Genomic DNA, 21,585 nt, shown 5'->3' with positions numbered 1-21,585 from the left:
TCTATAGTCGCTTCTGCAGCCATTTCACGAGCGCGGGGCTGCCGATGGTGGCGGTGATGAAGCCGCACATATTGCCGTCGACATAGCCCGCGCGGCCGCGCCCTTGCACGTAGCGCTTGCTGAAGAAGATCGTGTGCAGCTTGTTGCCAGCGTCATCGAGGAAGACGAGCTGCCAGCGCAAATCGGGCTGGTAAGACAATTGTACAGGCGCCAGCGTCTTGACGGCTGCCGCCAGTTCGGTCGCGTCGGTCGCGGTCAGAACCTGCGTCTTGCGTTCGCTCGCGTAGCTCGAAAAATGCTCCGGCGAGATCGGGATGCTGGCGAGCAGCCGATCGGAGATCTTCTGAAGATCGATCCGCTTGATCTGCCCCGCCTGGATCTTCTGACTGATCGATCCAATCACGGCAGTGGCCGGGCCGACATCGCAGGCGAAGGCCGGGCGCGCCATGAGCGAGAAGCAGGCCGCCAGCACAAGAATGTCGCGTCCGAACTTCATGGCCTGCCCTCGTCCCTACCGTACCGCTGCCTCACCTTATAGCCACGGAGTGGGGCGACGAAAGCCCGGCGACCATTTGCGGACCGCGATGCCGCGGAGTACGCTTCCAGCCCATCGCCCCTGCGAACACAGAAGAAACGGACCCTTTCATGCCCATCGTCAACCGCGTTGCCGCCCTCTCCGACGAAATGGCCGCCTGGCGCCATGACTTCCACGAGAACCCCGAATTGCTCTACGAGGTCCACCGCACCGCCGGCATCGTCGCCGAGAAGTTGCGCGAATTCGGCTGTGACGAGGTGGTGACGGGTATCGGCCGCACCGGCGTCGTCGGGGTGATCCGCGGCCGCAAATCCGCCTCCGGCAAGACCATTGGGCTCCGCGCCGACATGGACGCGCTGCCGATCATGGAGACCTCGGGCGTGCCTTATGCGTCGAAGGTCCCCGGCAAGATGCACGCCTGCGGCCATGACGGCCACACCGCGATGCTGCTGGGTGCCGCCAAATATCTCGCCGAGACGCGCAATTTCGACGGCACGGCGATCATGATCTTCCAGCCCGCCGAGGAAGGCGGCGGCGGCGGCAAGGCCATGGTCGAGGACGGGTTGATGACGCGCTGGAACATCCAGGAGGTCTACGGCATGCACAACATGCCGGGCCTGCCGGAAGGTCACTTCGCCACGACCCCCGGTGCGATGCTCGCCTCCTCCGACAACATCCAGATCACGGTCCACGGCAAGGGCGGCCACGCCGGCGCGGGTCCGCACAAATCCGTCGACAGCGTGCTGATCGGCTCGCAGATCGTCAACGCGCTGCAATCGATCGTGGCGCGCAACGTCGATCCGCTGAAGTCAGCCGTCATCTCGATCACGCAATTCCACTCCGGCACCGCCTTCAACATCATCCCCGAGGTCGCCGAGCTCGGCGGTACCGTGCGCACGCTCGATCCCGAGGTACGCGATCTCGTCGAGCGCCGCATCGGCGAAGTCGCCGAGAGCGTCGCCCGCGCCTATGGCGGGTCGGCCGAGACGAAATACACGCGGATGTATCCGGTGACGATGAACCATGCGCGCGAGGCCGGCCTTGCCGCCGACGTCGCCCGCGACATCGTCGGCACCGACCGCGTCAACGACAAGTTCATCCCGATGATGGGCGCCGAGGACTTCTCCTTCATGCTCGAAGCGCGTCCCGGCGCGATGGTGCTGGTCGGCATGGGCGACGGCAACGAGTGCCACCACCCGGCCTACGTCTTCAACGACAACATCCTTGGCCACGGCGCGTCGTTCTGGGCGCGTCTGGTCGAGACGCGGATGCCGGCGGGGTAATCCCTCGCCTCAGCGGGGGCCGCTTCAATTGCAGACCTCGGTCAAGCCGCCACCGTTAATGGCAACGCTCGGCGATCGTCCCAGCTTGCAGCCGGGACGAAGGGGCCGGCAGCCGGCATTTGTGCATACGATCTGGCCGGACGAATTCGCTTGTGAAGCAGCCGGCGATGACTCACTCTTTTTCCGGTCCGAGTCACGCCTTGCGGGTTCATCGCGCGTCGCGACGGGCTTTTTCTCCGGGATCTTTTCGCATTCGTTGTCGTCGCTGATACGGTGACCAGCACGGCACACGATCTTGCTGCATTGGTCTCCATCCGCCCTGAAACCGTGATCGCAAACCAGGGGACACACCCGCCCCGACTTTCCCTTGAGGGCGTCCAGCACATCGGCGTTCGCAACCTTCGCATCGAATTTGGTGCCGGCGTATTTGTTGAACAGCGTCAGCGAGCGTTGCGCCGTCTCGCTCCACTCGCTGTACGGCTCGGCCTTCATGCAGCCGACGCGCCGCAGCTCGACTTGCACGGATCTCGGCAGATCTTGCCCCGGAGCGGAGCTCGGCGGCGGCGAAAGCGCTGCAACCTTCTTGCTCTCGGCATTACTGGCCTGCTTGTCCGCAACCTGCTTCGCGGCGGCGTCGGCCGCCGCCTTCTCCATGACCTGCTTTTCCGCGAGCGCCCTCGCAGCCGCGGCTTCGGCTACCTTGCGCTCGCGTTCGGCCGCTTCAGCCTTCGCCTGCTCGATCTGCTTTTGCTTTTCCGCAGCGATCCGCGCGTCCTCGGCCGCTTTGGCGGCGGCGGCTGCCTTTTCCAGCTCAGCCTTCTGGGCACGCTCAGCAGCGAGCTTCACCTTTTCCTGCTCGGCCAGCCGCGCCTTCTCGGTCGCCGCCGTGCGCTCCTCCTCGGCGGCGATCTTCTTGAGCTGCACGCGGGCGAGGTTCGCGTAGAAGCCGTCCGGATAGGTCTGCAGGAAAGCTTCCCAGGCCTCGCGCAGCCCCGCCTGAAGCGCAAGCTCGTAGTCCCTGCGCACGCTGTCCTGCGGATTGGCCTGCGGTCCCGCCACAGCGACCGGCTTCGCCGGCACCAGCGGCACGTCGTCGCCACCGAGCGAGCCGTAGACATAGGGCTCCTGCCTGCTGCCGGTGTTCTTCAGGACGTCGTCCCGCACGAAGCCGAACGCCTTGCGCAGATCAAGCCCGGGCTTCGGCAGGTGCTCGACCAGCGCCGCGGCGAAGGGACTGTTGCGGGAATCGCCGTCGGACGCCGTTGATCCCGCCTTGGCCGCGAACGCGATCATTGTGTTCGGGCTGGTCGGCTCCACCTTGGCAAGACCTCGCCCGATGGCGCGCGAGGCCACCATGCGCTTCATGGTCTTGGAAAAGGGATTGTCGCGGCAGGCGTCGAGGATGACGAGGCGGAGCCGTTTTGCCGGCTCGACGGCGAACAGTGCACGGTCGAGCGCAACGGTCTCGTCGAGAACGTCGCCGTCGGTCTCCAGCATCGCGTCGGTCGGGATAAGATAGTTGCTGCCGTCGAGCTCGATGCCGTGCCCGGCGTAGTAGATCACCGCCATGTCGGCGTCGCGGACCCTGCCGGCAAAGTCACGCAGCGTCCGCCGCATCTCGGAGGCATTGAGGTCTGTCTTGACGTCGACTGCATCGAAGCCGGCTTTCCTGAACATGTCACCGATCAGGGCGGCATCGTTCACGGGGTTGGTGAGCCGCAGCGTGTTCTTGTAGGCGGAATTGCCGATCACGAGCGCGACGCGCTTCTCGGCCTGCGCCGGCGCGCAAGTTACGAGAGTGGCAACGATCAAAGCGCAGAAAGATCGAACAATATTCACGCACATTACCTATCAGCCTTGATGCATTTCATGTGACCATTCGAAGGCTAGTTGCACACTTCCGCTTGACCCATGCCCGCGCCACCCGGGGTAGGATCTCGCACGATGCGACATCCTTTCGCGACCGGCCTACATACACCACTCCTGCAGATTATCTGTCCTGAGGCTTCCGATTTTGGGGCAGCGGTTTCCGCTTCCTTTCGGCTTTGGTCGCGCTTCCTCGTATCCTCACGCGTGGCAACCGGCTTCTTCTCGGATACTTTCTCGCACTCATTGTCGTCGCCAAGACGATAGCCGGCGCGGCAAGTGATCTTCACGCATTGATCGCCATCGGCCTTGAAGCCGAAATTGCACACCAGCGGACAGACGCGTCCCGGCTTTGCTTTCAATGCATCGAGCGCGTCGACGCTGGCGAGCTTCACGTCGAACTGCGTGCCAGCATATTTGTTGAACAAAGTCAGCGAACGTTGCGCGGCCGCCGTCCACTCGCTCTCCGTAGACGAGGTCAGGCAGCCGACGCGACGCAGTTCGCTTTGCACGGATTTGGCGAGGTCAGCTGCAGACAACGTTGAAGTCGGCCCCGGCGAAAGCGCGGCAACCTTCTGATTTTCGACCTCCGGCAACTGCCGATCGGCGGCGGGCCTGGCCGCGGCCTGCTCAGCCCTCTCCGCAGCCTGCTTCGCGGCAAGCTCGGCCTTGGCTTTCTCCGCCGCCTGCCTCTCGGCCAATGCCTTCGCTGCGGCCGCCTCGGCAACCTTGCGCTGCTGCTCGGCCGCCTCGGCCCTCGCCTGCTCGATCTGCTTCTGCTTCTCTGCGGCGATGCGGGCATCTTCGGCAACCTTGGCCGCAGCGGCCGCCTTGTCCTGCTCGGCCTTCTGGGCGCGTTCGGCAATGAGCCTGGTCTTTTCCTGCTCGGCCGCCTTGGCCTTCTGCTCGGCCGCAGCGCGCGTCTCTTCGGCGCCGATCTTGTTCAACTGGCCTTTGGCGAGATTCGCATAGAATCCCTCAGGATATTGCGCCAGGAACGCTTCCCAGCCGTCACGGGTGCCGAGTTGGAGCGCAAGTTCATAGTCTCGCCTGAGCTCAGACTGCGGATTGGCTTGCGGGCCGGTCGCAACGGGCTTGGCAGGAACGAGCGGCACGTCGTCGCCGCCGAGCGAGCCATACACGAATGGCTCTTGCTTGTTGGCCGTGCTCTTCAGCACGTCATCGCGCACGAAGCCGAACGCTTTGCGCAGATCCAGGCCGGGTTTTGGCAGGTGGTCCGAGAGAGCCGTGGCGAACGGGCTGTTCCGGGAGTCTCCATCGGACGCCGTCGAGCCGGCCTTGGCCGCAAACGCAATCATCGTGTTCGGAGTTGTTGGCTCGACCTTGGCGAGGCCGCGGCCGATCGCGCGCGAGGCCACCGTGCGCTTCATCGTCTTCGCAAAGGGATTGTCTCGGCAGGCATCGAGGATGACGAGCCGAAGCTGCTTGGCAGGCTCGATGCTCACCAGCACGCGATCGATCGGCAACGCCTCGTCGTAGACGTCGGTGTCGGTCTCGAGCGCGGCATCGGTCGGGATCAGATAGTTGGTGCCGTCCACCTCCATGCCGTGGCCCGCATAGTAGATGACCGCGACATCGGCATCCCGGGTCCGCCCGCCGAATTCGCGCAGCGCCTTGCGCATTTCAGACGCGTTCAAGTCCTGCCTGACGTCGACCGTATCGAAGCCGGCCTTCCTCAACATGCCGCCGATCAAGCCGGCGTCGCTCGCGGGGTTGGCAAGCTTCGGCACGCTCTTGTAGGCGGAATTGCCGATGACGAGCGCGACGCGCTTGTCGGCGAGCGCCGGGCTGCAGGCGAGACAGCCTGCAAGAGCAAAAAAAGCAAGGGCCGTCAGCGCGATGGAGCAAGCCCGAAAGATGTGCTTCATCATCAGTTGCATATTTCAGCCGGTATCTTAGCCGCGGGATTGGAAGGATGATTAGCGGTCCCGAGCCGGCATCCCTTGGCGATCGGCCTGCATCCGGCGGCATTGCAGATCATCTGTCCCGAGGCTTGCGGCGCGGCCGGCGCGGCCTCCCTTTGCTTTCGATCCGTATCCCGCCTCCGCGACTCCTCGCGCGTCGCGACCGGCTTCTTCTCCTGGACCTTCTCGCACTCGTTGTCGTCGCCGACGCGATAACCGGCGCGGCAGGTGATCTTGACGCATTGGTCGCCGTCGGCCTTGAAGCCGAAATTGCAAACAAGCGGGCAGACCCGCCCCGGCTTCGCCTTCAGCGCGTCGAGCGCATCCACGCTGGCGAGCTTCACGTCGAACTGGGTGCCGGCATATTTGTTGAACAGCGCCAGCGAGCGCTGCGACGTCGCGCTCCAGTCGCCGTCTGCGACGGAGGACAGGCAGCCGACGCGGCGCAATTCGCTCTGCACGGATTTTGTCAAATCAGCCGCCGATAACGTGGATGCCGGCGCGGGCGAGAGCGCAGCGACTTTCTGGTTCTCGACTTCGGGCATCTGCCGATCGGCCGTCGGCTTGGCGGCCTGCTCAGCCCTCTCCGCCGCCTGCTTTGCGGCAAGCTCGGCCTTGGCCTTCTCCACGGCCTGCTTCTCGGCAAGCGCCTTCGCAGCCGCCGCCTCAGCTACCTTGCGCTGGTGCTCGGCCGCTTCCGCTTTCGCCTGCTCGATCTGCTTTTGCTTCTCTGCGGCGATCCGCGCCTCTTCCGCCGCCTTGGCAGCTGCTGCTGCCTTCTCCTGCTCGGCCTTCTGGGCGCGCTCGGCGATCAGCCTCGTCTTTTCCTGCTCGGCCGCCTTGGCCTTTTGCTCGGCCGACGCGCGCGTCTCTTCGGCGCCGATCTTGTTCAACTGGCCCTTGGCCAGGTTGGCGTAGAAACCGTCCGGATACGCCGCCAGGAACGCTTCCCAGCCGTCGCGCGTCGCAAGCTGAAGCGCGAGCTCGTAATCCCTGCGAATGGCATCCTGCGGGTTGGCCTGCGGACCGGTCGCGGCGGGCCTCACGACGAGGGGCACGTCGTCGCCGCCGAGCGAGCCATAGACATAGGGCTCCTGCTTGTAGCCGGTAGTCTTGAGCACGTCGTCGCGCACGAAGCCGAAGGCCTTGCGCAGATCAAGGCCCGGCTTCGGCAGATGCTCGACCAGCGCAGCGGCGAACGGACTGTTTCGCGCATCGCCATCGGACGCCGTCGATCCTGCCTTGGCCGCGAAGGCGATCATGGTGTTCGGGCTGGTCGGCTCGACCTTGGCCAGGCCGCGCCCGACGGCACGTGAAGCCAGCGTGCGTTTCATCGACTTGGCGAAGGGGTTGTCGCGGCAGGCATCCAGGATGATCAGGCGCAGCTGCTTGGCCGGCTCGACCGCGAACAGCGCGCGTTCGACCGGAATGGTCTCGTCGAGAACGTCGCCATCCGTCTCCAGTGTCGCGTCGGTCGGAATGAGATAGTTGGCTCCATCGAGCTCGATGCCGTGGCCGGCGTAATAGATCACCGCCATGTCCGCATCGCGCGACCTGCCGGCAAACTCGCGCAGCATGCGCCGCATCTCGCTGGCACTGAGATCCAGCCTGACGTCGACGGAATCAAAGCCCGCCTTCTTGAACATGCCGCCGACCAGCGTGGCATCGTTCACGGGATTGCTGAGCTTGGGCGCGCTCTTGTAAGCGGAATTGCCGATCACGAGCGCGACCCGCCGGTCGGCATGCGCCGGTCCGCAGGCAAGGCCAATCGCGAATATCAACAAGACAAACAGCCGAAACGGAATCACTTGCGTCCCCCCGGATGCAATTCCCTGAGACTATTCGCTAGCGTCGCCGATTGCTAATTCTTCCTATGTGATTTCCGTCACACAAGCCGATCTAACGGGGGTAAGGATAATGCGGCGAAGCGTCACCCTGGTCTTTCCAGGTGACGCCGCCGCCTGTCGAGGCCGCTATATTTGCACCACCTCGTGGCGCATCACGAAGGGTGCAAGCAGCGCGTGTACCTCGCTCGCAACCGCCTCGCGCTGGTCCGACGGCAGGCCGGCAAGGGTCACGGTGGCGATCGATCCGTGACTGCCATGGGCACCGACTTTGACCCTGCAATCGATGCCGCGCTCGACCAGCGGCGTGAGCACCTTGGTGAACACGCGCTCAGCCGCGTCCCAGCGCAACTGCGGCTTGAACACCTTGCCGACACCCGTGACCGGCATCGGGTCGATCGGAATCACCTGCACCGGGACGGCGGCCCGCTCCGGCGTGCGCTCGCGAACCCAGGATTCCAGTTCGCCGGGCTCCACGGTCGCGCCGGGCTTCAGCTGCACGTATCCCACCGGTAGTTCGCCGGCATAGGCGTCGGGCTGGCCGACGACGGCTGCGAAGCCGACCGCGGGGTGCCGGAACATGATCTCCTCGACCGGCGCGGGATCGATGTTATGGCCGCCACGGATCACGAGATCCTTGGCGCGACCGGTGATCCAGAGATAGCCGTCGGCGTCGAGCCGGCCGAGATCGCCGGAATTGACCCAGACCTCGTCGACGAACGCGGCCTTGTTGTGCTCGTCATTGAGATAGCCGCCGAACACGCCGGGCCCTGCCATGATGACGACGCCGATCTCATCAGGCGCGCAGTCGCGGATCAGGCGGCCATCGGCATCGAGTTGCACTATGCGCACGCGCGCATAAGGCATGGGAAGGCCGACCGACCCGAGCCGGATCGGCCGTGATGGATAGGCCAGCGTGTGCACGCTCGAGGTCTCGGTCATGCCGTAGACCTCGACCACGGGCAGCTTCAGCTTGTCCTGGATCGCCGAGCCGACCGCGACGGGGATCGCCGAGCCGCCGCCGGCGGCATATTTGAGGCTGGAGATGTCGGCATGATCAGGCGGCACCGCGAGCGTTGCGGCGAGCACCGTCGGCACGCTCGACAGCGCTTCCGGCTTGAAGCGCTCGACCAGGCGCCAGATGTTCTTCACCGCACTCGGATTGCGCCAGCCGCTCGGCGACAGCACGACCAGCGAGCCGCCGCTCGACAGCATCGTCAGCACCTGTGTCAGCGATCCCCCAACGTGAAACAGCGGCATGCCGAACAGCAAATTGGCGCCGGGCTTCGCTCTCAGCAGCAGGTTGAGCGCCCATGCCTGATAGACTTGGTTGGTATGCGTGTGCCGCACCAGCTTGGGCGTGCCGGTGGTGCCGCCGGTGTGAAAATAGGCCGCGATGTCGGCACCCGAAATCTTGCGCCCGCTGACAAGCCGATCCGACGGCTGCTGCTTGATCAGGTCGCTGAAAGCAAAGATGCCATTCGCCGGATCGCCGCCGCCGAACACTTGCACGATCGCCTTGAGGTGCTTGAGTTGCGGGCGGATCTGCTCGACCTTCTGCCAGATGTCGGTGCCCGGCATCGGCCCGAGCGCCACCAGGATTTTGGTGTTCGCAGCTTCCAGGATCTCCGCAATCTGGTGCGGCTCCAAGAGCGGATTGACGGGATTGGCGATGCCGGCGGCCTCCGCGCCGAACAGCGTCACGAAGGCATCCGGCACCAGCGGCAGCATGAAGCTGATGACGTCGTCTTTCTCCGCGCCGAGCGCGTGAAACATGTTGGCAGCCTGCGTGACGCGCGCAATGAAATCGCGATAGGTGACCACTAGCGGCGTGTCGGCGGGATCAGCGTTTTGCAGAAACTGGATCGCCGCACCGTCGGGATTGCGCGCCGCGCCCAATTTGATGGCGTCAAACGTGCTCTCGGCAGCGATGCGGTCCGCATAGGGGACCCGCTCGAACGCCCGGACCTCCTCGTCGGTCAAAAGATCCGGATAGTCATTGCCAATGAGCCGATCGAGCGCGTGGATGCCCGCCATGGAATTCCGTCCTCCCTCAGATACATGTCCCCGCCCCCTGTCTTTTGACATTTTGGGTCGGCGCGGCCCCGACCGATGGCCGGCCCGGCGCGGACAGAATGATGGATGATTTGGCGTTCGTCCATGGCCGGCTGCAACAGGCTCACACGGCGAGACGCCGGCGTGGATCTATGGACGATCCGGCGACCAGCCCACCGCGTTGAAATCGGCTGGCGCAGGCATCACTTCGGGCTCGGCGGTTGCCTTACGCAGAATTGCGTCCGCACGATTTAGGTCCGACATTTCGGTCGGCACGCCCTCTTTGTCCACGGCGAGTATTCCCGTCATCTCGGGCGGTGCGGTCATCACGTAGCGGTCCGCAGCTTCGATCAGACGAAGGACCTCGTCGCGAATGAAAGCCGCTGACCATTCGGATGGCAGGCCTTTCACAGCGGCGAACTCCTCGGCCGGGATCGACAACGCGTGCCGGCGAATTTCGTCGGTGGTTCGACGCGGAGAGAAATTGGGCGGCTTGCCAGCCGCGGCAAGCACGAGCGGCCCGAGCGGGCAATAGTCGTGGCCGATGGCGACGAGATCGGCGATGTCGCGCGCCTTGGAGCGACCTGCGGCAGCGAGCACCTTGTTGACGGCAAGATCTGCCTGATGGAGCCGCGCCCCCCAGTGCTTGTCCTTTACGAGAGGAAAGAAGCGAAGTCGCGTCTCCGCGAACCACTGGATGACGGTCGTTTCGGAAGCGCGCGAGATGGTCGCATCCACGCAGCCATAGATGATGAAGTCGCGATGCGTCTTGAAGCCGGCAGTATCGAGGACGGCAAGATCGGCCCTTGCGCTCTCGGTCACCTCTTCATCCGTATCGTGGAAGATGTCGATGTCGTCGGATCGTCGGTCCCAGTCCTTGTTGAGCATCAGGCCGCCGGCAAGATAGCTGCTGTCCGAGCGATTCTTGGCGAGAAGCCGCAAAATGTCGCTCTGCAGTTTGCTGAGAGCCATCTCAGTTCTCCCTGGCGTTGACGCGGTCGAGTATCTTCCTGCCCATCGCAAAAGCGCGCGCATCGCCGCGCTCGATCATGGCACGCGCGGCGACGGCGGCGCGGGACCGCAGATCGGGAAGCCGATCGAGATCGACATTGTCGAGAATGCGCGGTCCGTAGAGACGGAGCGCATTGTCGAGCAGCGACTGCAGTTCTTTGGTCAGCCGATGCTCCGCCCGCATGCGCGAGGCGAGCGCCAGGACTTCATCGCGTGCCGCCGGCGGAATCAGGACTTCGACGCGCACGAGGTCGGCCGCACCACCCTGGCTGCGATATTTTCTGACGCGTTTATTCGCAGGGATCATCGGCCACTCGCTTTGCGAAACATCAAGCTACCATACGTATCCCGGTTACGCAAATTTGTATCCCGGTTACGAGCGCAACCAATTGGTATGTTTCGTTTTTATTTAACCTTACTCGAAAGGTGAACTTCCTCGCGCCGTAGGCGGACCAACAGGCAGTAGCGGCTTCGCCGGACGGCGCGCCGCGAGACGCGAGGACGCCATGACCACGCCCCTGCGAGATCGCATCACTCCGCTGCTCCTCGCGCTTGCCGTAACATCGGGGATCATCGCATCGACGATCGCGCTGCCCCGCGCGGCGCTCGCCGCGGACGGCCAGTTCGACAAGATGCGCGCCAAGATCGCGGCATTCATCACCGACAAGATGGAGAAGCTGGGCGGATCGCGCATCATCTACAAGGTGGACAGTGATGCCTTGCGGGAGGCGGTCACCACGGATCTGCGCGACGACGTCTACAAGACCCTGCGCGAGGGTCGGATCGCCTTCTCCGGCCTTGCGATTCGTGACGGCGGCGTCGATGTCAAGATCGCGGACGCCAAGGGCCGCGAACTGCTCACGCGCAAGCTCGCCTCGGCGGCAGAGGGATTGCCCACGCACGCGCTCGCCGTGACCGACGCCGGAGACGGGCTGACCAGGCTTGCGCCGACCGATGCCGCATCCGCCGCACGGCTGCGCGATCTCGTCGAGGATTCCATCGCCATGATCGAGCAGCGCCTCAAGGACGCCGGCGTCACACTTGCCAGCGTCCAGCCTGAGGGAACCGACCGCATCCGCATCTTCCTGCCAGGTACGATGGAGCCCGAGCGCATCACCGCGATCTTCGCCAGGAAGGTCAAGGTCAGCTTCCGCCTGATCGATGTCACAATGTCGGCGGAGCAGGCGCAATCCGGCACGCCTCCGGCGGGCACGGAAGTCATGTTCGGCTTCAAGGACAAGCGTCCCTATCTCGTCAAGGCCAGCGCGCTCGACGGTGACGACATCAGCTACGCGGGACCGGGATTCACGAGCGACACGAAGGAGCCGATCGCCTCGTTCCGCTTCAACGGCCGCGGTACGCGGCGCTTCGCTCACATCACCGCAGAGAATGTTGGAATGCCCTTCGCCATCGCGCTCGACGACAAGGTGATCTCCGCCCCCGTGATCCGCGAGCCCATCACCGGCGGCTCAGGCCAGATTTCCGGCAACTTCACTCTGGAAGAGGCGAACAGCGTCGCCATGCTGCTGCGCGCCGGCTCGCTGCCCGGACGTCTTGGCCTCGTCGAGCAGCAGGTCATCCAACCCGCCGCCAAGCCATAAGGCGAAGATCGTCAGACGCGCCCCACCCGGGGCATCCGGCCGTTCCGCGACGCCGAAGCCCGCCCCGAATCACGGCCGCGTTGCGGCCGGACGCACAACCAACGGGCAATTGCCGAAACGCCCGATCAGGCTAAAATTTGCCTCTTGCGGCGTGACGGCCAAAGGCTTCATTTCAGGCGGCCGTCATTCGATTTCGGCTATACGTGTCGAGCATACCGACCAGGACTGAAAGCCTTACGCGGGGTTAGTACCATGCCGTCCGGCAGCGCAGACATTTCCTCGATCCTCGACCGCATTCTTGAGGCGGCGACGGATAATCTCAGAATCGCGAAAATCCTGGTGCAGATGGGCCTCGATCCCAACGACGTCACCTACGACGCGATCTTTAACCGGCTGCTGGAGATCTTCGTCCACAGCATCACGTTCGCCAATCTGTTCGCCGTGGTCGGGGCCGGCTTCTTCGTCGCCACCCTCTTGATGCGAACGATGGTGCCGCTGCGCGTCGCCAACATGATCGGCTGCGTATTCTTCGCCGTCTTCGGCGCGCTCTCCGCCAACGTCGCGACGTTCCTGCTCTATCTGCTGATGCTTCCGATCAACGCCCTTCGGCTGCGGCAGATGCTCAAGCTGGTCAAGAAGGCGCGCCATGCCGCCGAAGGCGACATGTCGATCGAATGGCTCAAGCCATTCATGACCGAGCGCAAATATCGAAGCGGCGATACGCTGTTCAAACTGGGCGATCCCGCCAAGGAGATGCTCCTCACGGTCACCGGCAAGTTCCTGGTCAAGGAGATCAATGTCGAGATCGGGCCCGGAGCTCTCATGGGCGAGCTCGGCTTCCTGACGCCCGACAACCGGCGCACCGGAACGATCGAATGCATCGAGGACGGCCAGGTGCTGACGATCACCTACGACCGGCTGCTCGAGATCTACTTCCAGGACCCGCAGTTCGGCTATTACTTCCTGGTGCTGACCAGCCAGCGCCTGCTGCAGAACATCGATCGTTTGCAGAAGCAGCTCGCTACGGAGCGGGCGGCCACGACGAACAGGATCGCGTGATCGCCGCTGCTCAGCCTAGCAACAGCGCCATGCCGGGATCGCCCTTCTCCATCGCGCGCCGGTAGGCCGGGCGTGCACTGACGCGGCCGAGATATTTGACCACGTTCGGGCAGCGTTGGACATCGTAGGGCTGGAAGTAGCGCATCGTCGTCAGCGAAAAGCCCATCATGATGTCGGCGGCGGTGAAGGCGTTGCCCGCCAGATATTCGGCGTCGCGAAGGCGCGCGTCGAGGAGATCGTAGGAGCGATCGAGCCGTCCCTTCATGGCAAGGAGGGTCGGGTTGTCCTGTGCAAGTTCGAGCCGGTTCAGAATCATCATCCGCCCCATGCCGGGTTGCAAGGTGCCATTGGCGAAGTGAAGCCAGTACAGGAACTGCGGGAAGGCGGGATCATTGGGGCCGAGCACCAGACGGCCGTTGCCGTACTTTGCGACGATGTAGTCGACGATGGCGCCGGACTCCGCGAGCACGAGATCGCCGTCGGTCACGACCGGCGCGGCCCCTCTCGGGTGCAGCGCCTTGTACTCCGGCGGCGCCAGCATGGTGACGGGATCGCGGGCATAGCGCTTCAGCTCGTAGTGAAGCCCCAATTCCTCGCACAGCCAGACGATGCGCTCGGACTGAGACTTGCCGAGGTGATGGACGGTGAGCATGAGGCCTCCTGCAGCGGTAAGTTGGGCACGTCGTGACGACGCATATAGCAGCCATTGCCAGGGGTGGGATCTCGGTCTTGTGCCCAGGACGCAGCGCAGCGCCCTCGGCGACGGCGCGCTGCAGAGCCGGGCCCATCCAGCCGGGTTTTTCCTGTCCGCAGCGCGTCCAGCCTCCCCCAAACGGCACCGCCGCAAAATCGCCCTAAAAACCGAATGGTAACCATGGCGGGCTAGGGTAATGACGTGACCAATTCTCCGACGATCCTGGTGTTCGATTCCGGCCTTGGCGGGCTTACGGTGCTCCGCGAGGTCGTGGCCGCGCGTCCGGACGCCCATTTTGCCTACGTCGCCGACGACGCCTTCTTCCCCTACGGCCACCACAGCGAGGACGAGATCATCGCCCGCGTCGTGCCGCTGATGGGTGAACTGATCGGCACGCATGACCCTGATATCGTCGTCATCGCCTGCAACACGGCGTCCACCCTGGTCCTGTCCCACTTGCGCGCCGCTTATTCGGTGCCCTTCGTCGGCACGGTGCCGGCGATCAAGCCGGCCTGCGCGCAATCGAGGACCCGTCGCGTCTCGGTGCTCGGCACCAAGGGCACGGTGAAGCGCGAATACACCAAGGCCCTGATCCGCGATTTCGCGCAGGGCTGCGAGGTGACGCTGGTCGGCTCGCCCGAGCTTGCCTCGCTGGCTGAAGCTGAGCTCAGCGGCACTTCCGTCAGCGACGGCGACATCCTGGCCGAACTCGCTCCCTGCTTCGTCGGCGAAGACGCGACCTCGCGCACCGACACCGTCGTGCTCGCCTGCACACATTATCCGCTGCTGCTCGACCGGCTGAAGCGGCTGGCGCCCTGGCCGGTCGACTGGATCGATCCCGCGCCGGCGATCGCCCGCCGCGTCTCGGATCTGCTCGGCCCGCGCATCGGCGGCATCGCACAGGCCGGCGCCGAGATGATCTTCACCTCGAACCGCGTGCACGGCCTTTCGGCCACGCTGACGCCGTTCTTCGGCGGCCGCGCGCTGGCCTGACTTTGCGCATCGGCGCCGCGCTGCTAGGTTTTGCCGTCGTCACCTCACCGCAGGCCTTTCCATGTCGGTCCAGACCCCGCCGCTCAACCGCCTCCGCCAATTGTGGCGCGATGGCCGCCCCGCTTTCGGCGCGATAGCGACCATCCCGAGCGTGCAGATGGTGCAGATCATGGCGCGCTCGCTCGACTGGATCATCGTCGATCTCGAGCATGGTCCCATCGGGCTGACCGAAGCGCACGCAATGATCGCGGCAACGACCGGCACGCCGTGCACGCCCCTGGTTCGGATCGCGGCGAATGAGCCGTGGCTTGCGAAAGCCCCGATGGACATCGGCGCCTTCGGCATCAACTTTCCGATGATCACGAACCGCAGTGATGCCGAGAAGGCGGTCCGCAGCGTGCGCTACCCGCCGCGCGGCGACCGGCTCTGGGGCCCGTTCCACGCCCCGTTCCGCTGGGGCCAGTCGATGCCGGACTACATGGCAAGCGCCGACGACGAGATGATCTGCATGATCACCATCGAGCATGTCGATGCCGTCAACCGCATCGACGAGATCATGGCAACGCCGGGCATCGACGTCGCGGTGATCGGCCCTGGCGATCTCGCCACCTCCATCAACAAGCGCGGACAGATGGACGATCCGGAACTGCTGGAGCTGGTCGCGCGCGCCGAGGCCGGCATCCTCAGAAGCGGCGTGCCGATCGGCGGCGTGGCCCGCACCGCGGACCAGGCCAACGCCCTGGTCGACCGCGGCTACCGCGCCATCGCGCTCGGCTTCGACTGGTCGCTGCTCCAGCGCGGCATCCTGGCGGCGTTCGAGGGCATCAGGCGCTGAGCAGGCTGATTGCCACCTTGCCGGGAACTGCGGCCCTGCTAGGGTCGGCCGCATCGGGAGGAAAAACCATGCTTAAGAAGACTTTGCTCGCTCTGACCTTTACCGGCCTTGCCTTCGCGGCCTTCGCCCAGCAGCCCGGCATCAAGCGCACCCCGCTCCAGAAGGTCGAATTTCCGGACGGCTACAATACCATCACCGCCATCGCGGAAGTCCCGGCGGGAGGCTCGGCCGGACGCCATACCCATCCGGGAATCGAGACCGGCTACGTGCTCGAAGGCGAGTTGAACCTCCTGATCGACGGTCAGCCGGAGAAAACCCTGAAAGCCGGTGATTCCTACCAGATCCCGGCAGGCGTCGTGCACGACGCCAAGGCTCATGGCGATAAGGCCATGAAAGTGCTGGGAGTTTACGTCGTCGACAAGACCAAGCCGCTGGCTTCGCCGGCTCCCTGACTGGTCGAACCGTTCAACCCCTGGCGGGTTGGTTCGTGCTAAAGGAACGGCGAGCGGGAGCCCGCTCGCTGCACATTTTTTCATCTATGGGAACCGAAGACCGATGCGGGGGACGCCAAAGCCCATTTCGCTGCCGCGCCGCTTGATTTGCGACCTCATGCGCGCGTCGATGGACGTGCCGTTCGTTTCGCTTTCCCGTTCACTCAATATCCGCCCCTTGCTTGAGGCACGCGCCGCAGCTGCCGCGCCAGCGGGCTGGGCTGCGACCTTCGTCAAGGCGTTCGCCCTGGTCGCCAGGGACGAGCCGATCCTGCGCACTGTCTACGCCAAATGGCCGTGGCCGACGTTCTACGAATTGCCGAACAGCGTGGCGTCGGTGGCGATCGCCCGGGTCGAGGATGGCGAGGAATGCGTGATGCCGCAGCGAATCGCGGCCCCCGAGGCCATGGCGCTGGCGGCGGTCGATGCCGAGATCCGGCGCGGCAAGACGGCGCCGATCGACGACGTCCCGATGTTCCGGAAGATCATGCGGGCAACCCGGCTGCCGCTACCGCTGCGGCGCCTGTCCTGGGCGATCGGCCTCAATTTCGGCCGCCAGCGCGGCAACTGGTTCGGCAGCTTTGCGGTGAGCTCGGTGGCCGCCTATGGCGGCGGCGAGCTCCACCCGATCACACCGGGCCCCTTCATCGTCAGCTACGGCCTGGTTGAGCCCGACCAGACCATTCATGTCGTGATCCGCTGGGACCACCGGGTTACCGATGCGGCCCCGATCGCCCGGGTCCTGACCCGGCTGGAACAAGTCCTGAACACTGAAATCGCTGCCGAATTGCGGGCGGCCGGCGCGAAGCCGATAAGAGTGGTCGGGACATGATTCCGGGCCCATTCGCATTGACAGAACGGCCCAAACTCCCCTAAAAGCCGCCTGCTCGCGGGCCGATTTCGGCCCGCGAAGCGTTTCGCGACCCGTGGTCCTCTCCCTTGAAGCTTTGGGGATCGGACCTGTCAGTGCCGGGCTAACCCGTCACACAGGAGGGCGCGTTTCCTCAAACCATGTACCTGAAGAGGACGCGATGACTAAGCGCAGTGAGGCGAAGTACAAACTCGATCGCCGTATGGGCCAGAACATCTGGGGCCGCCCGAAGAGCCCCGTGAATCGCCGCGAATACGGCCCCGGCCAGCATGGCCAGCGCCGCAAGGGCAAGCTCTCGGACTTCGGCGTGCAGCTGCGCGCCAAGCAGAAGCTGAAGGGCTACTACGCCAACATCTCCGAGCGTCAGTTCCACGGCATCTATGTCGAGGCGAGCCGCCTCAAGGGTGACACCGGCGAGAACCTGATCGGCCTGCTGGAGCGTCGTCTCGACGCGGTCGTGTACCGTGCCAAGTTCGTCTCGACGATCTTCGCCGCGCGTCAGTTCATCAACCACGGCCACATCAAGGTGAACGGCCGCAAGGTCAACATCTCGAGCTATCAGCTCAAGGTCGGCGACGTGATCGAGGTCAAGGAAGCCTCCAAGCAGCTCGCCCATGTGCTCGAAGCCAGCCAGCTCCCCGAGCGCGACACTCCCGACTATCTCGAAGTCGACCACGGCAAGATGACCGCGAAGTACGTGCGCATCCCCGGCCTCTCCGACGTGCCGTTCCCGGTGCAGATGGAGCCGCATCTGGTCGTCGAATTCTATTCGCGCTAAGATCTGAATATCGAAGGCCCCGGTTCGCCGGGGCCTTTTTGCTTAAGAGCCACACTTCAGTGGCCGTCATGCCTGCAGGAGGCGTCGCATGCTCTACACCCCTCCCCCCATCGATCCCAAGGCGCCGCCGGTGCGCATCAATCTGCTCTCGGACACGCAGACGAAGCCGACGGCCGCGATGCGCGACGCCATGGCGCGGGCAGAGGTCGGCGACGAGCAGGTCGGTGACGATCCGACTGTGAATGCGCTGTGCGAGCGCGTCGCCGCGCTGATGGGCAAGGAAGCCGCGGTCTATATGCCCTCGGGCACGATGTGCAACGTGACCGCGACGCTGGTGCATTGCCGTCCCGGCGACGAGATTTTGGCGCATGAGACCGCGCACATCATCGCCCGCGAAGGCGGCGCACATGCCGCGATCGGCGGCTTCCAGGTCACCCAGTTGAAGGGCCCCGACGGCCAGTTCACGCCGGAGACGTTCCGGAAAGCCCTGCATCCCCGCACGCGCTACCAGCCGCCGCAGACCGTCGTCAGCGTCGAGCAGACCGCCAATATCGGCGGCGGCACGATCTGGAAGAAGGCCGTGCTCGACGAGATCGTCGCGATCGCCAAGCAGCACGGGCTCGTCACCCACATGGACGGCGCGCGCCTGCTCAACGCCACCGTCGCCAGCGGCATCTCTCCGCGCGACATGACCGCCGGCTGGGACTCGGCCTGGATCGACTTCTCCAAAGGTCTGGGTGCGCCGATCGGTGGGGTGCTCGCGGGCTCGCGCGCCTTCATCGATGCGGTCTGGCAATGGAAGCAGCGCCTCGGCGGATCGATGCGGCAGGCCGGCATCTGCGCCGCCGCCTGCATCTACGCGCTCGACCATCACGTCGACCGCCTCGCCGACGACCACGCCAATGCGCGCGCGCTCGCCCGCGGGCTGTCGCAGATCCCCGGCGTCGAGGTGCAGGAGCCCGAGACCAATCTCGTGTTTTTCAAGCCCGACGGCGCCGGCATTGCCGGCGACAAGATGGTTGCAGCGCTGCGCCAGCGCGGCGTGACGCTTGCGATGATGGACGGCCGCATCCGCGCCTGCACCCATCTCGACGTCAATGCGGCCCAGATCGAGGAGACGATCGGGTACGTCAGAGAGATCGTGCGCGGGGCGTGATCACCGCCCCATCGCCTGATAGATCAGCGTCTTCAACGCCAGCTGGATCCGGCCGCGTTGCGACGGGGTCTGCACCATGAAGATTCCGAACAGATCGTCTTCGGGATCGATGAAGAAGAAGGTGCCGCCGACGCCGTCCCAGCGATATTCGCCAAGCGGCCATGACGTCCCCGGCGGCACCGAAGTGCGCACCGCAAAGCCGAGGCCGAAGCCGGAGCTGCCGCCCGGATAATAGTTCTGATCGCGCGCGATCTTCATTTCCGGCCCGATGTGATCCGACGCCATCAGCGCGATGGTCTCGGGCTTGAGATAGCGCCGGCCTTCATAGCTGCCGCCATTCAGCAGCATCTGCGCGAAGCGGGCGTAGTCGCCGACTGTGCCGACCATCCCCCCGCCGCCCGATTCCCACTTCACCGGTCGCCTGATATCGCGAACCTGCGTCGTCGGATTGATGTTGCGATCCTCCGGCATCGGCTCGGCAATGCGCGGGAATTTAGCGGGATCGGCGACGAAGAATGCCGTCTCGGTCATGCCGAGCGGATCGAGCAGTCGTTCCCTCTCGAACTGGAGCAGCGTCTTTCCTGAGATCACCTCGACGACGCGGCCGAGCACGTCGGTGGAGAAGCCGTAGTCCCACACCGTGCCCGGCTGCTCGACCAGCGGCAGCGTGGCGATTTTCGCGGCGAAGTCGGCATTGCTGAGATTACTGTTGAAGAGATTGGCTTCGGCATAGAGCTCGCGCACTGCGCCGCCGTCATGATAGCCGTAAGGCAGCCCCGAGGTGTGGCGCAAGAGGTCCTTGATCGTGACGGGACGCTCCAGCGGCTCCAGCGCCAGAGCGACCTTGCTATCCTCGGCCTTCTTCTCCACGCCGACCTTCATGCCGGCGAAAGCAGGAATGTATTTCGAGACCGGATCGTCGAGCGCGAGCTTGCCCTCCTCGACCAGCATCATCGCCATGACTGATGTGATCGGCTTCGACATCGAATAGAGACGGAAGATCGTGTCCGCGCTCATCGAACTCTCGGTCGCGACATCGCGAACGCCGAAATTCTCGTAATAGACCGGCTTCCCATGCTGCTGGAGCAGCAGAATGGCGCCGGGAATCTTGCCGGTGGCGATCTCGTTCCGGATGTAGTCGGAAACCTTTGCCAGGCCCTCGGGCGAGAGGTTGCGCGCGGCGCGCTCGGAGCTCGCCTGCGCACTCACGACACCGAACAGAAAGGCGAGCGCCGCGATCAGCGCGCGGCGCCCGAACATGTCACTTCTCCATGGCTTCATAGACCAGCTGCTTCAATGTCCGCTGCACGCGCTGGCGCTCGGTCGGGGTCTGCTCCAGCAGCACGAAAAACATGTCCTGCTTGGGATCGATCACGAAATAGCAGCCGGAGGCGCCGTCCCATTTCAACTCGCCGAGATTGCCGGGCGGCGGCGGCTTGGCGTTGCCGGGATCGGTGCGCACCGCGAGCCCGAGGCCGAAGCCGAAACCGTCGCCGGGGAAATAGAAATAGTCGCGGTCGACGCCTGATTTGGGGCCGAGCTGATCGGTCGTCATCAGCTTGAACGTCTCGGGCTTGAGAATGGTCTTGCCGTCGAGGCTGCCGCCGTTGAGCAGCATCTGCGCGAAGCGCTCATAATCGGCCATGGTCGTCACCATGCCACCGCTGGCGAACTGCATCTTCTTGACCACGGTCGGATCGTTGATCCGGCCAACGCGGAAGTCGCTGTCGTTCGGCACCGGCTGCGCCAGAAGCTTCTGCTTCTCGGGAGCGGTGACGAAGAAGCCGGTGTCGACCATGCCGAGCGGATCGAGCAGCTTCTCCCGCATGATGTCGATCAGCGGCTTGCCGGCCGCGATCTCCATCACGCGTGCCAGCACGTCGGTGGAATGGCCGTATTGCCAGAGCGCGCCCGGCTGGTTGTGCAGTGGCAGCTTGGCAATACGCTCGGCGAACTCGGCGAGGTCGAAATCGCCCGCGTAGATGTTGGCATCGCGATAGGCCTTGCGGACCAGGCTGTCGCCATAGAAGCCGTAGGTGATGCCGGAGGTGTGCGTCATCAAATCGTGCACCGTCATCGGCCGGTTCGGCGGCACCAGCTCGAGCGACTTGGTGCCGTCCTCCGCCTTCTTCTCGACGCCGACCTTCACGTTGGCGAAGGACGGAATGTACTTCGAGACGGGATCATCCAACTTGATCTTGCCGTCCTCGACCAATTGCATCGCGACCACCGAAGTGATTGCCTTGGACATCGAGAACAGGCGGAAGATGGTCTTGTCCGTGATCGGCGCCTTGCTGACCACGTCCTGCACGCCGAAGGCTTCGTGATAGACCGGCTTGCCATGCTGCCGGATCAGCACGGTCGCGCCGGCGATCTTGCCGGTCGCAACCTCGTTCTTGAAGAATTCGCTGACCTTGCCGAGCTTGTCCTGATTGAAATGCGCACCGGCCGGAATCTCGTAGGTGCCCTCCGCTCGCGCCAGCGACATCGCACCGAGCGACACCAGCGCGCCGCAGACCAGCGCACGCAGTCCAGACTGTGAAATCATATCCCCTCCCCGGAACATGGTCCGGCGGAGTGTACCGACC

The 21,585-nt window shown here is 64.4% G+C and carries 19 protein-coding genes; 9 read left to right on the top strand and 10 right to left on the bottom strand.

What is annotated here, in order from left to right; genetic code table 11:
* Nucleotide 1: 1 nt before the first annotated feature.
* Nucleotides 2–496 carry a hypothetical protein gene (locus tag XH81_RS08670; RefSeq protein ID WP_028142875.1) on the bottom strand — a complete coding sequence of 165 codons (495 nt, stop codon included), beginning with the start codon at nucleotides 494–496 and terminating at the stop codon, nucleotides 2–4.
* 149 nt (nucleotides 497–645) lie between these two features.
* Between XH81_RS08670 and XH81_RS08665 the strand changes: the two genes are divergently transcribed.
* Entirely contained in the window at nucleotides 646–1,818 is a 1,173-nt protein-coding gene (locus tag XH81_RS08665; protein WP_028142874.1) for a M20 aminoacylase family protein, read from the top strand.
* A gap of 24 nt (nucleotides 1,819–1,842) precedes the next feature.
* Here XH81_RS08665 and XH81_RS08660 read toward each other — a convergent pair whose 3' ends face one another.
* The 6 genes from XH81_RS08660 to XH81_RS08635 all read right to left on the bottom strand — a co-directional run bounded on the left by XH81_RS08660 (nucleotide 1,843) and on the right by XH81_RS08635 (nucleotide 10,826).
* Nucleotides 1,843–3,663 carry a caspase family protein gene (locus XH81_RS08660; RefSeq protein WP_049801763.1) on the bottom strand — a complete coding sequence of 607 codons (1,821 nt, stop codon included), beginning with the start codon at nucleotides 3,661–3,663 and terminating at the stop codon, nucleotides 1,843–1,845.
* A gap of 41 nt (nucleotides 3,664–3,704) precedes the next feature.
* Complete coding sequence (locus tag XH81_RS08655) at nucleotides 3,705–5,576, bottom strand: caspase family protein (protein ID WP_080670193.1); 1,872 nt, start codon at nucleotides 5,574–5,576, stop codon at nucleotides 3,705–3,707.
* A complete protein-coding gene (locus XH81_RS08650) occupies nucleotides 5,576–7,417 on the bottom strand; it encodes a caspase family protein (protein WP_028142872.1) in 1,842 nt (613 codons plus the stop codon). The genes XH81_RS08655 and XH81_RS08650 overlap by 1 nt, the downstream gene beginning before the upstream one ends.
* 165 nt (nucleotides 7,418–7,582) lie before the next feature.
* Nucleotides 7,583–9,490, bottom strand: a complete 1,908-nt coding sequence (locus XH81_RS08645; RefSeq protein WP_028142871.1) for an acyl-CoA synthetase — start codon at nucleotides 9,488–9,490, stop codon at nucleotides 7,583–7,585.
* A 168-nt stretch (nucleotides 9,491–9,658) separates the two neighbouring features.
* Nucleotides 9,659–10,396 (bottom strand): hypothetical protein, encoded by a 738-nt coding sequence (locus tag XH81_RS08640; protein WP_245448839.1) that lies wholly within the window; start codon nucleotides 10,394–10,396, stop codon nucleotides 9,659–9,661.
* 85 nt (nucleotides 10,397–10,481) lie between these two features.
* The gene (locus XH81_RS08635; RefSeq protein WP_244439158.1) at nucleotides 10,482–10,826 is read right to left on the bottom strand and encodes a hypothetical protein; all 345 of its coding nucleotides are present in this window, start codon (nucleotides 10,824–10,826) and stop codon (nucleotides 10,482–10,484) included.
* A 199-nt stretch (nucleotides 10,827–11,025) separates the two neighbouring features.
* Between XH81_RS08635 and XH81_RS08630 the strand changes: the two genes are divergently transcribed.
* Nucleotides 11,026–12,120: a SecDF P1 head subdomain-containing protein gene (locus tag XH81_RS08630; RefSeq protein WP_028142868.1), complete on the top strand. Its 1,095-nt coding sequence runs from the start codon at nucleotides 11,026–11,028 to the stop codon at nucleotides 12,118–12,120.
* A gap of 252 nt (nucleotides 12,121–12,372) precedes the next feature.
* Nucleotides 12,373–13,179: a Crp/Fnr family transcriptional regulator gene (locus XH81_RS08625; protein ID WP_028142867.1), complete on the top strand. Its 807-nt coding sequence runs from the start codon at nucleotides 12,373–12,375 to the stop codon at nucleotides 13,177–13,179.
* Between the two features lie 10 nt (nucleotides 13,180–13,189).
* On the opposite strand, the gene XH81_RS08620 is transcribed toward XH81_RS08625, so the two are convergent.
* A complete protein-coding gene (locus tag XH81_RS08620; RefSeq protein WP_028142866.1) occupies nucleotides 13,190–13,831 on the bottom strand; it encodes a glutathione S-transferase family protein in 642 nt (213 codons plus the stop codon).
* Between the two features lie 243 nt (nucleotides 13,832–14,074).
* On the opposite strand from XH81_RS08620, the gene murI reads away from it, so the two are divergent.
* From murI to XH81_RS08590, 6 genes are all read left to right on the top strand, one after another.
* Nucleotides 14,075–14,866, top strand: coding sequence for a glutamate racemase (gene murI / locus XH81_RS08615; protein WP_028142865.1), 792 nt, complete (start codon nucleotides 14,075–14,077; stop codon nucleotides 14,864–14,866).
* A gap of 61 nt (nucleotides 14,867–14,927) precedes the next feature.
* Nucleotides 14,928–15,701: an HpcH/HpaI aldolase family protein gene (locus tag XH81_RS08610; protein ID WP_028142864.1), complete on the top strand. Its 774-nt coding sequence runs from the start codon at nucleotides 14,928–14,930 to the stop codon at nucleotides 15,699–15,701.
* Nucleotides 15,702–15,769: 68 nt separating this feature from the next.
* Nucleotides 15,770–16,153, top strand: coding sequence for a cupin domain-containing protein (locus XH81_RS08605; protein WP_028142863.1), 384 nt, complete (start codon nucleotides 15,770–15,772; stop codon nucleotides 16,151–16,153).
* 103 nt (nucleotides 16,154–16,256) lie between these two features.
* Nucleotides 16,257–17,024, top strand: coding sequence for an acyltransferase (locus XH81_RS08600; RefSeq protein WP_028142862.1), 768 nt, complete (start codon nucleotides 16,257–16,259; stop codon nucleotides 17,022–17,024).
* Between the two features lie 199 nt (nucleotides 17,025–17,223).
* Entirely contained in the window at nucleotides 17,224–17,841 is a 618-nt protein-coding gene (gene rpsD / locus XH81_RS08595) for a 30S ribosomal protein S4 (RefSeq protein ID WP_018316575.1), read from the top strand.
* Nucleotides 17,842–17,929: 88 nt separating this feature from the next.
* Nucleotides 17,930–18,997 carry a threonine aldolase family protein gene (locus tag XH81_RS08590; RefSeq protein WP_028142861.1) on the top strand — a complete coding sequence of 356 codons (1,068 nt, stop codon included), beginning with the start codon at nucleotides 17,930–17,932 and terminating at the stop codon, nucleotides 18,995–18,997.
* Here XH81_RS08590 and XH81_RS08585 read toward each other — a convergent pair whose 3' ends face one another.
* Together XH81_RS08585 and XH81_RS08580 are read right to left on the bottom strand one after the other, a co-directional pair.
* Nucleotides 18,998–20,257 (bottom strand): serine hydrolase domain-containing protein, encoded by a 1,260-nt coding sequence (locus XH81_RS08585; RefSeq protein WP_028142860.1) that lies wholly within the window; start codon nucleotides 20,255–20,257, stop codon nucleotides 18,998–19,000.
* A gap of 1 nt (nucleotide 20,258) precedes the next feature.
* A complete protein-coding gene (locus XH81_RS08580; protein WP_028142859.1) occupies nucleotides 20,259–21,545 on the bottom strand; it encodes a serine hydrolase domain-containing protein in 1,287 nt (428 codons plus the stop codon).
* Nucleotides 21,546–21,585 lie beyond the last annotated feature (40 nt).

This window comes from Bradyrhizobium sp. CCBAU 25360 (assembly GCF_028128695.1).
Taxonomy (GTDB): domain Bacteria; phylum Pseudomonadota; class Alphaproteobacteria; order Rhizobiales; family Xanthobacteraceae; genus Bradyrhizobium; species Bradyrhizobium ottawaense.
Note: the sequence above shows the minus strand (reverse complement) of the source record. Positions and strands in the feature narration are given on the sequence as shown.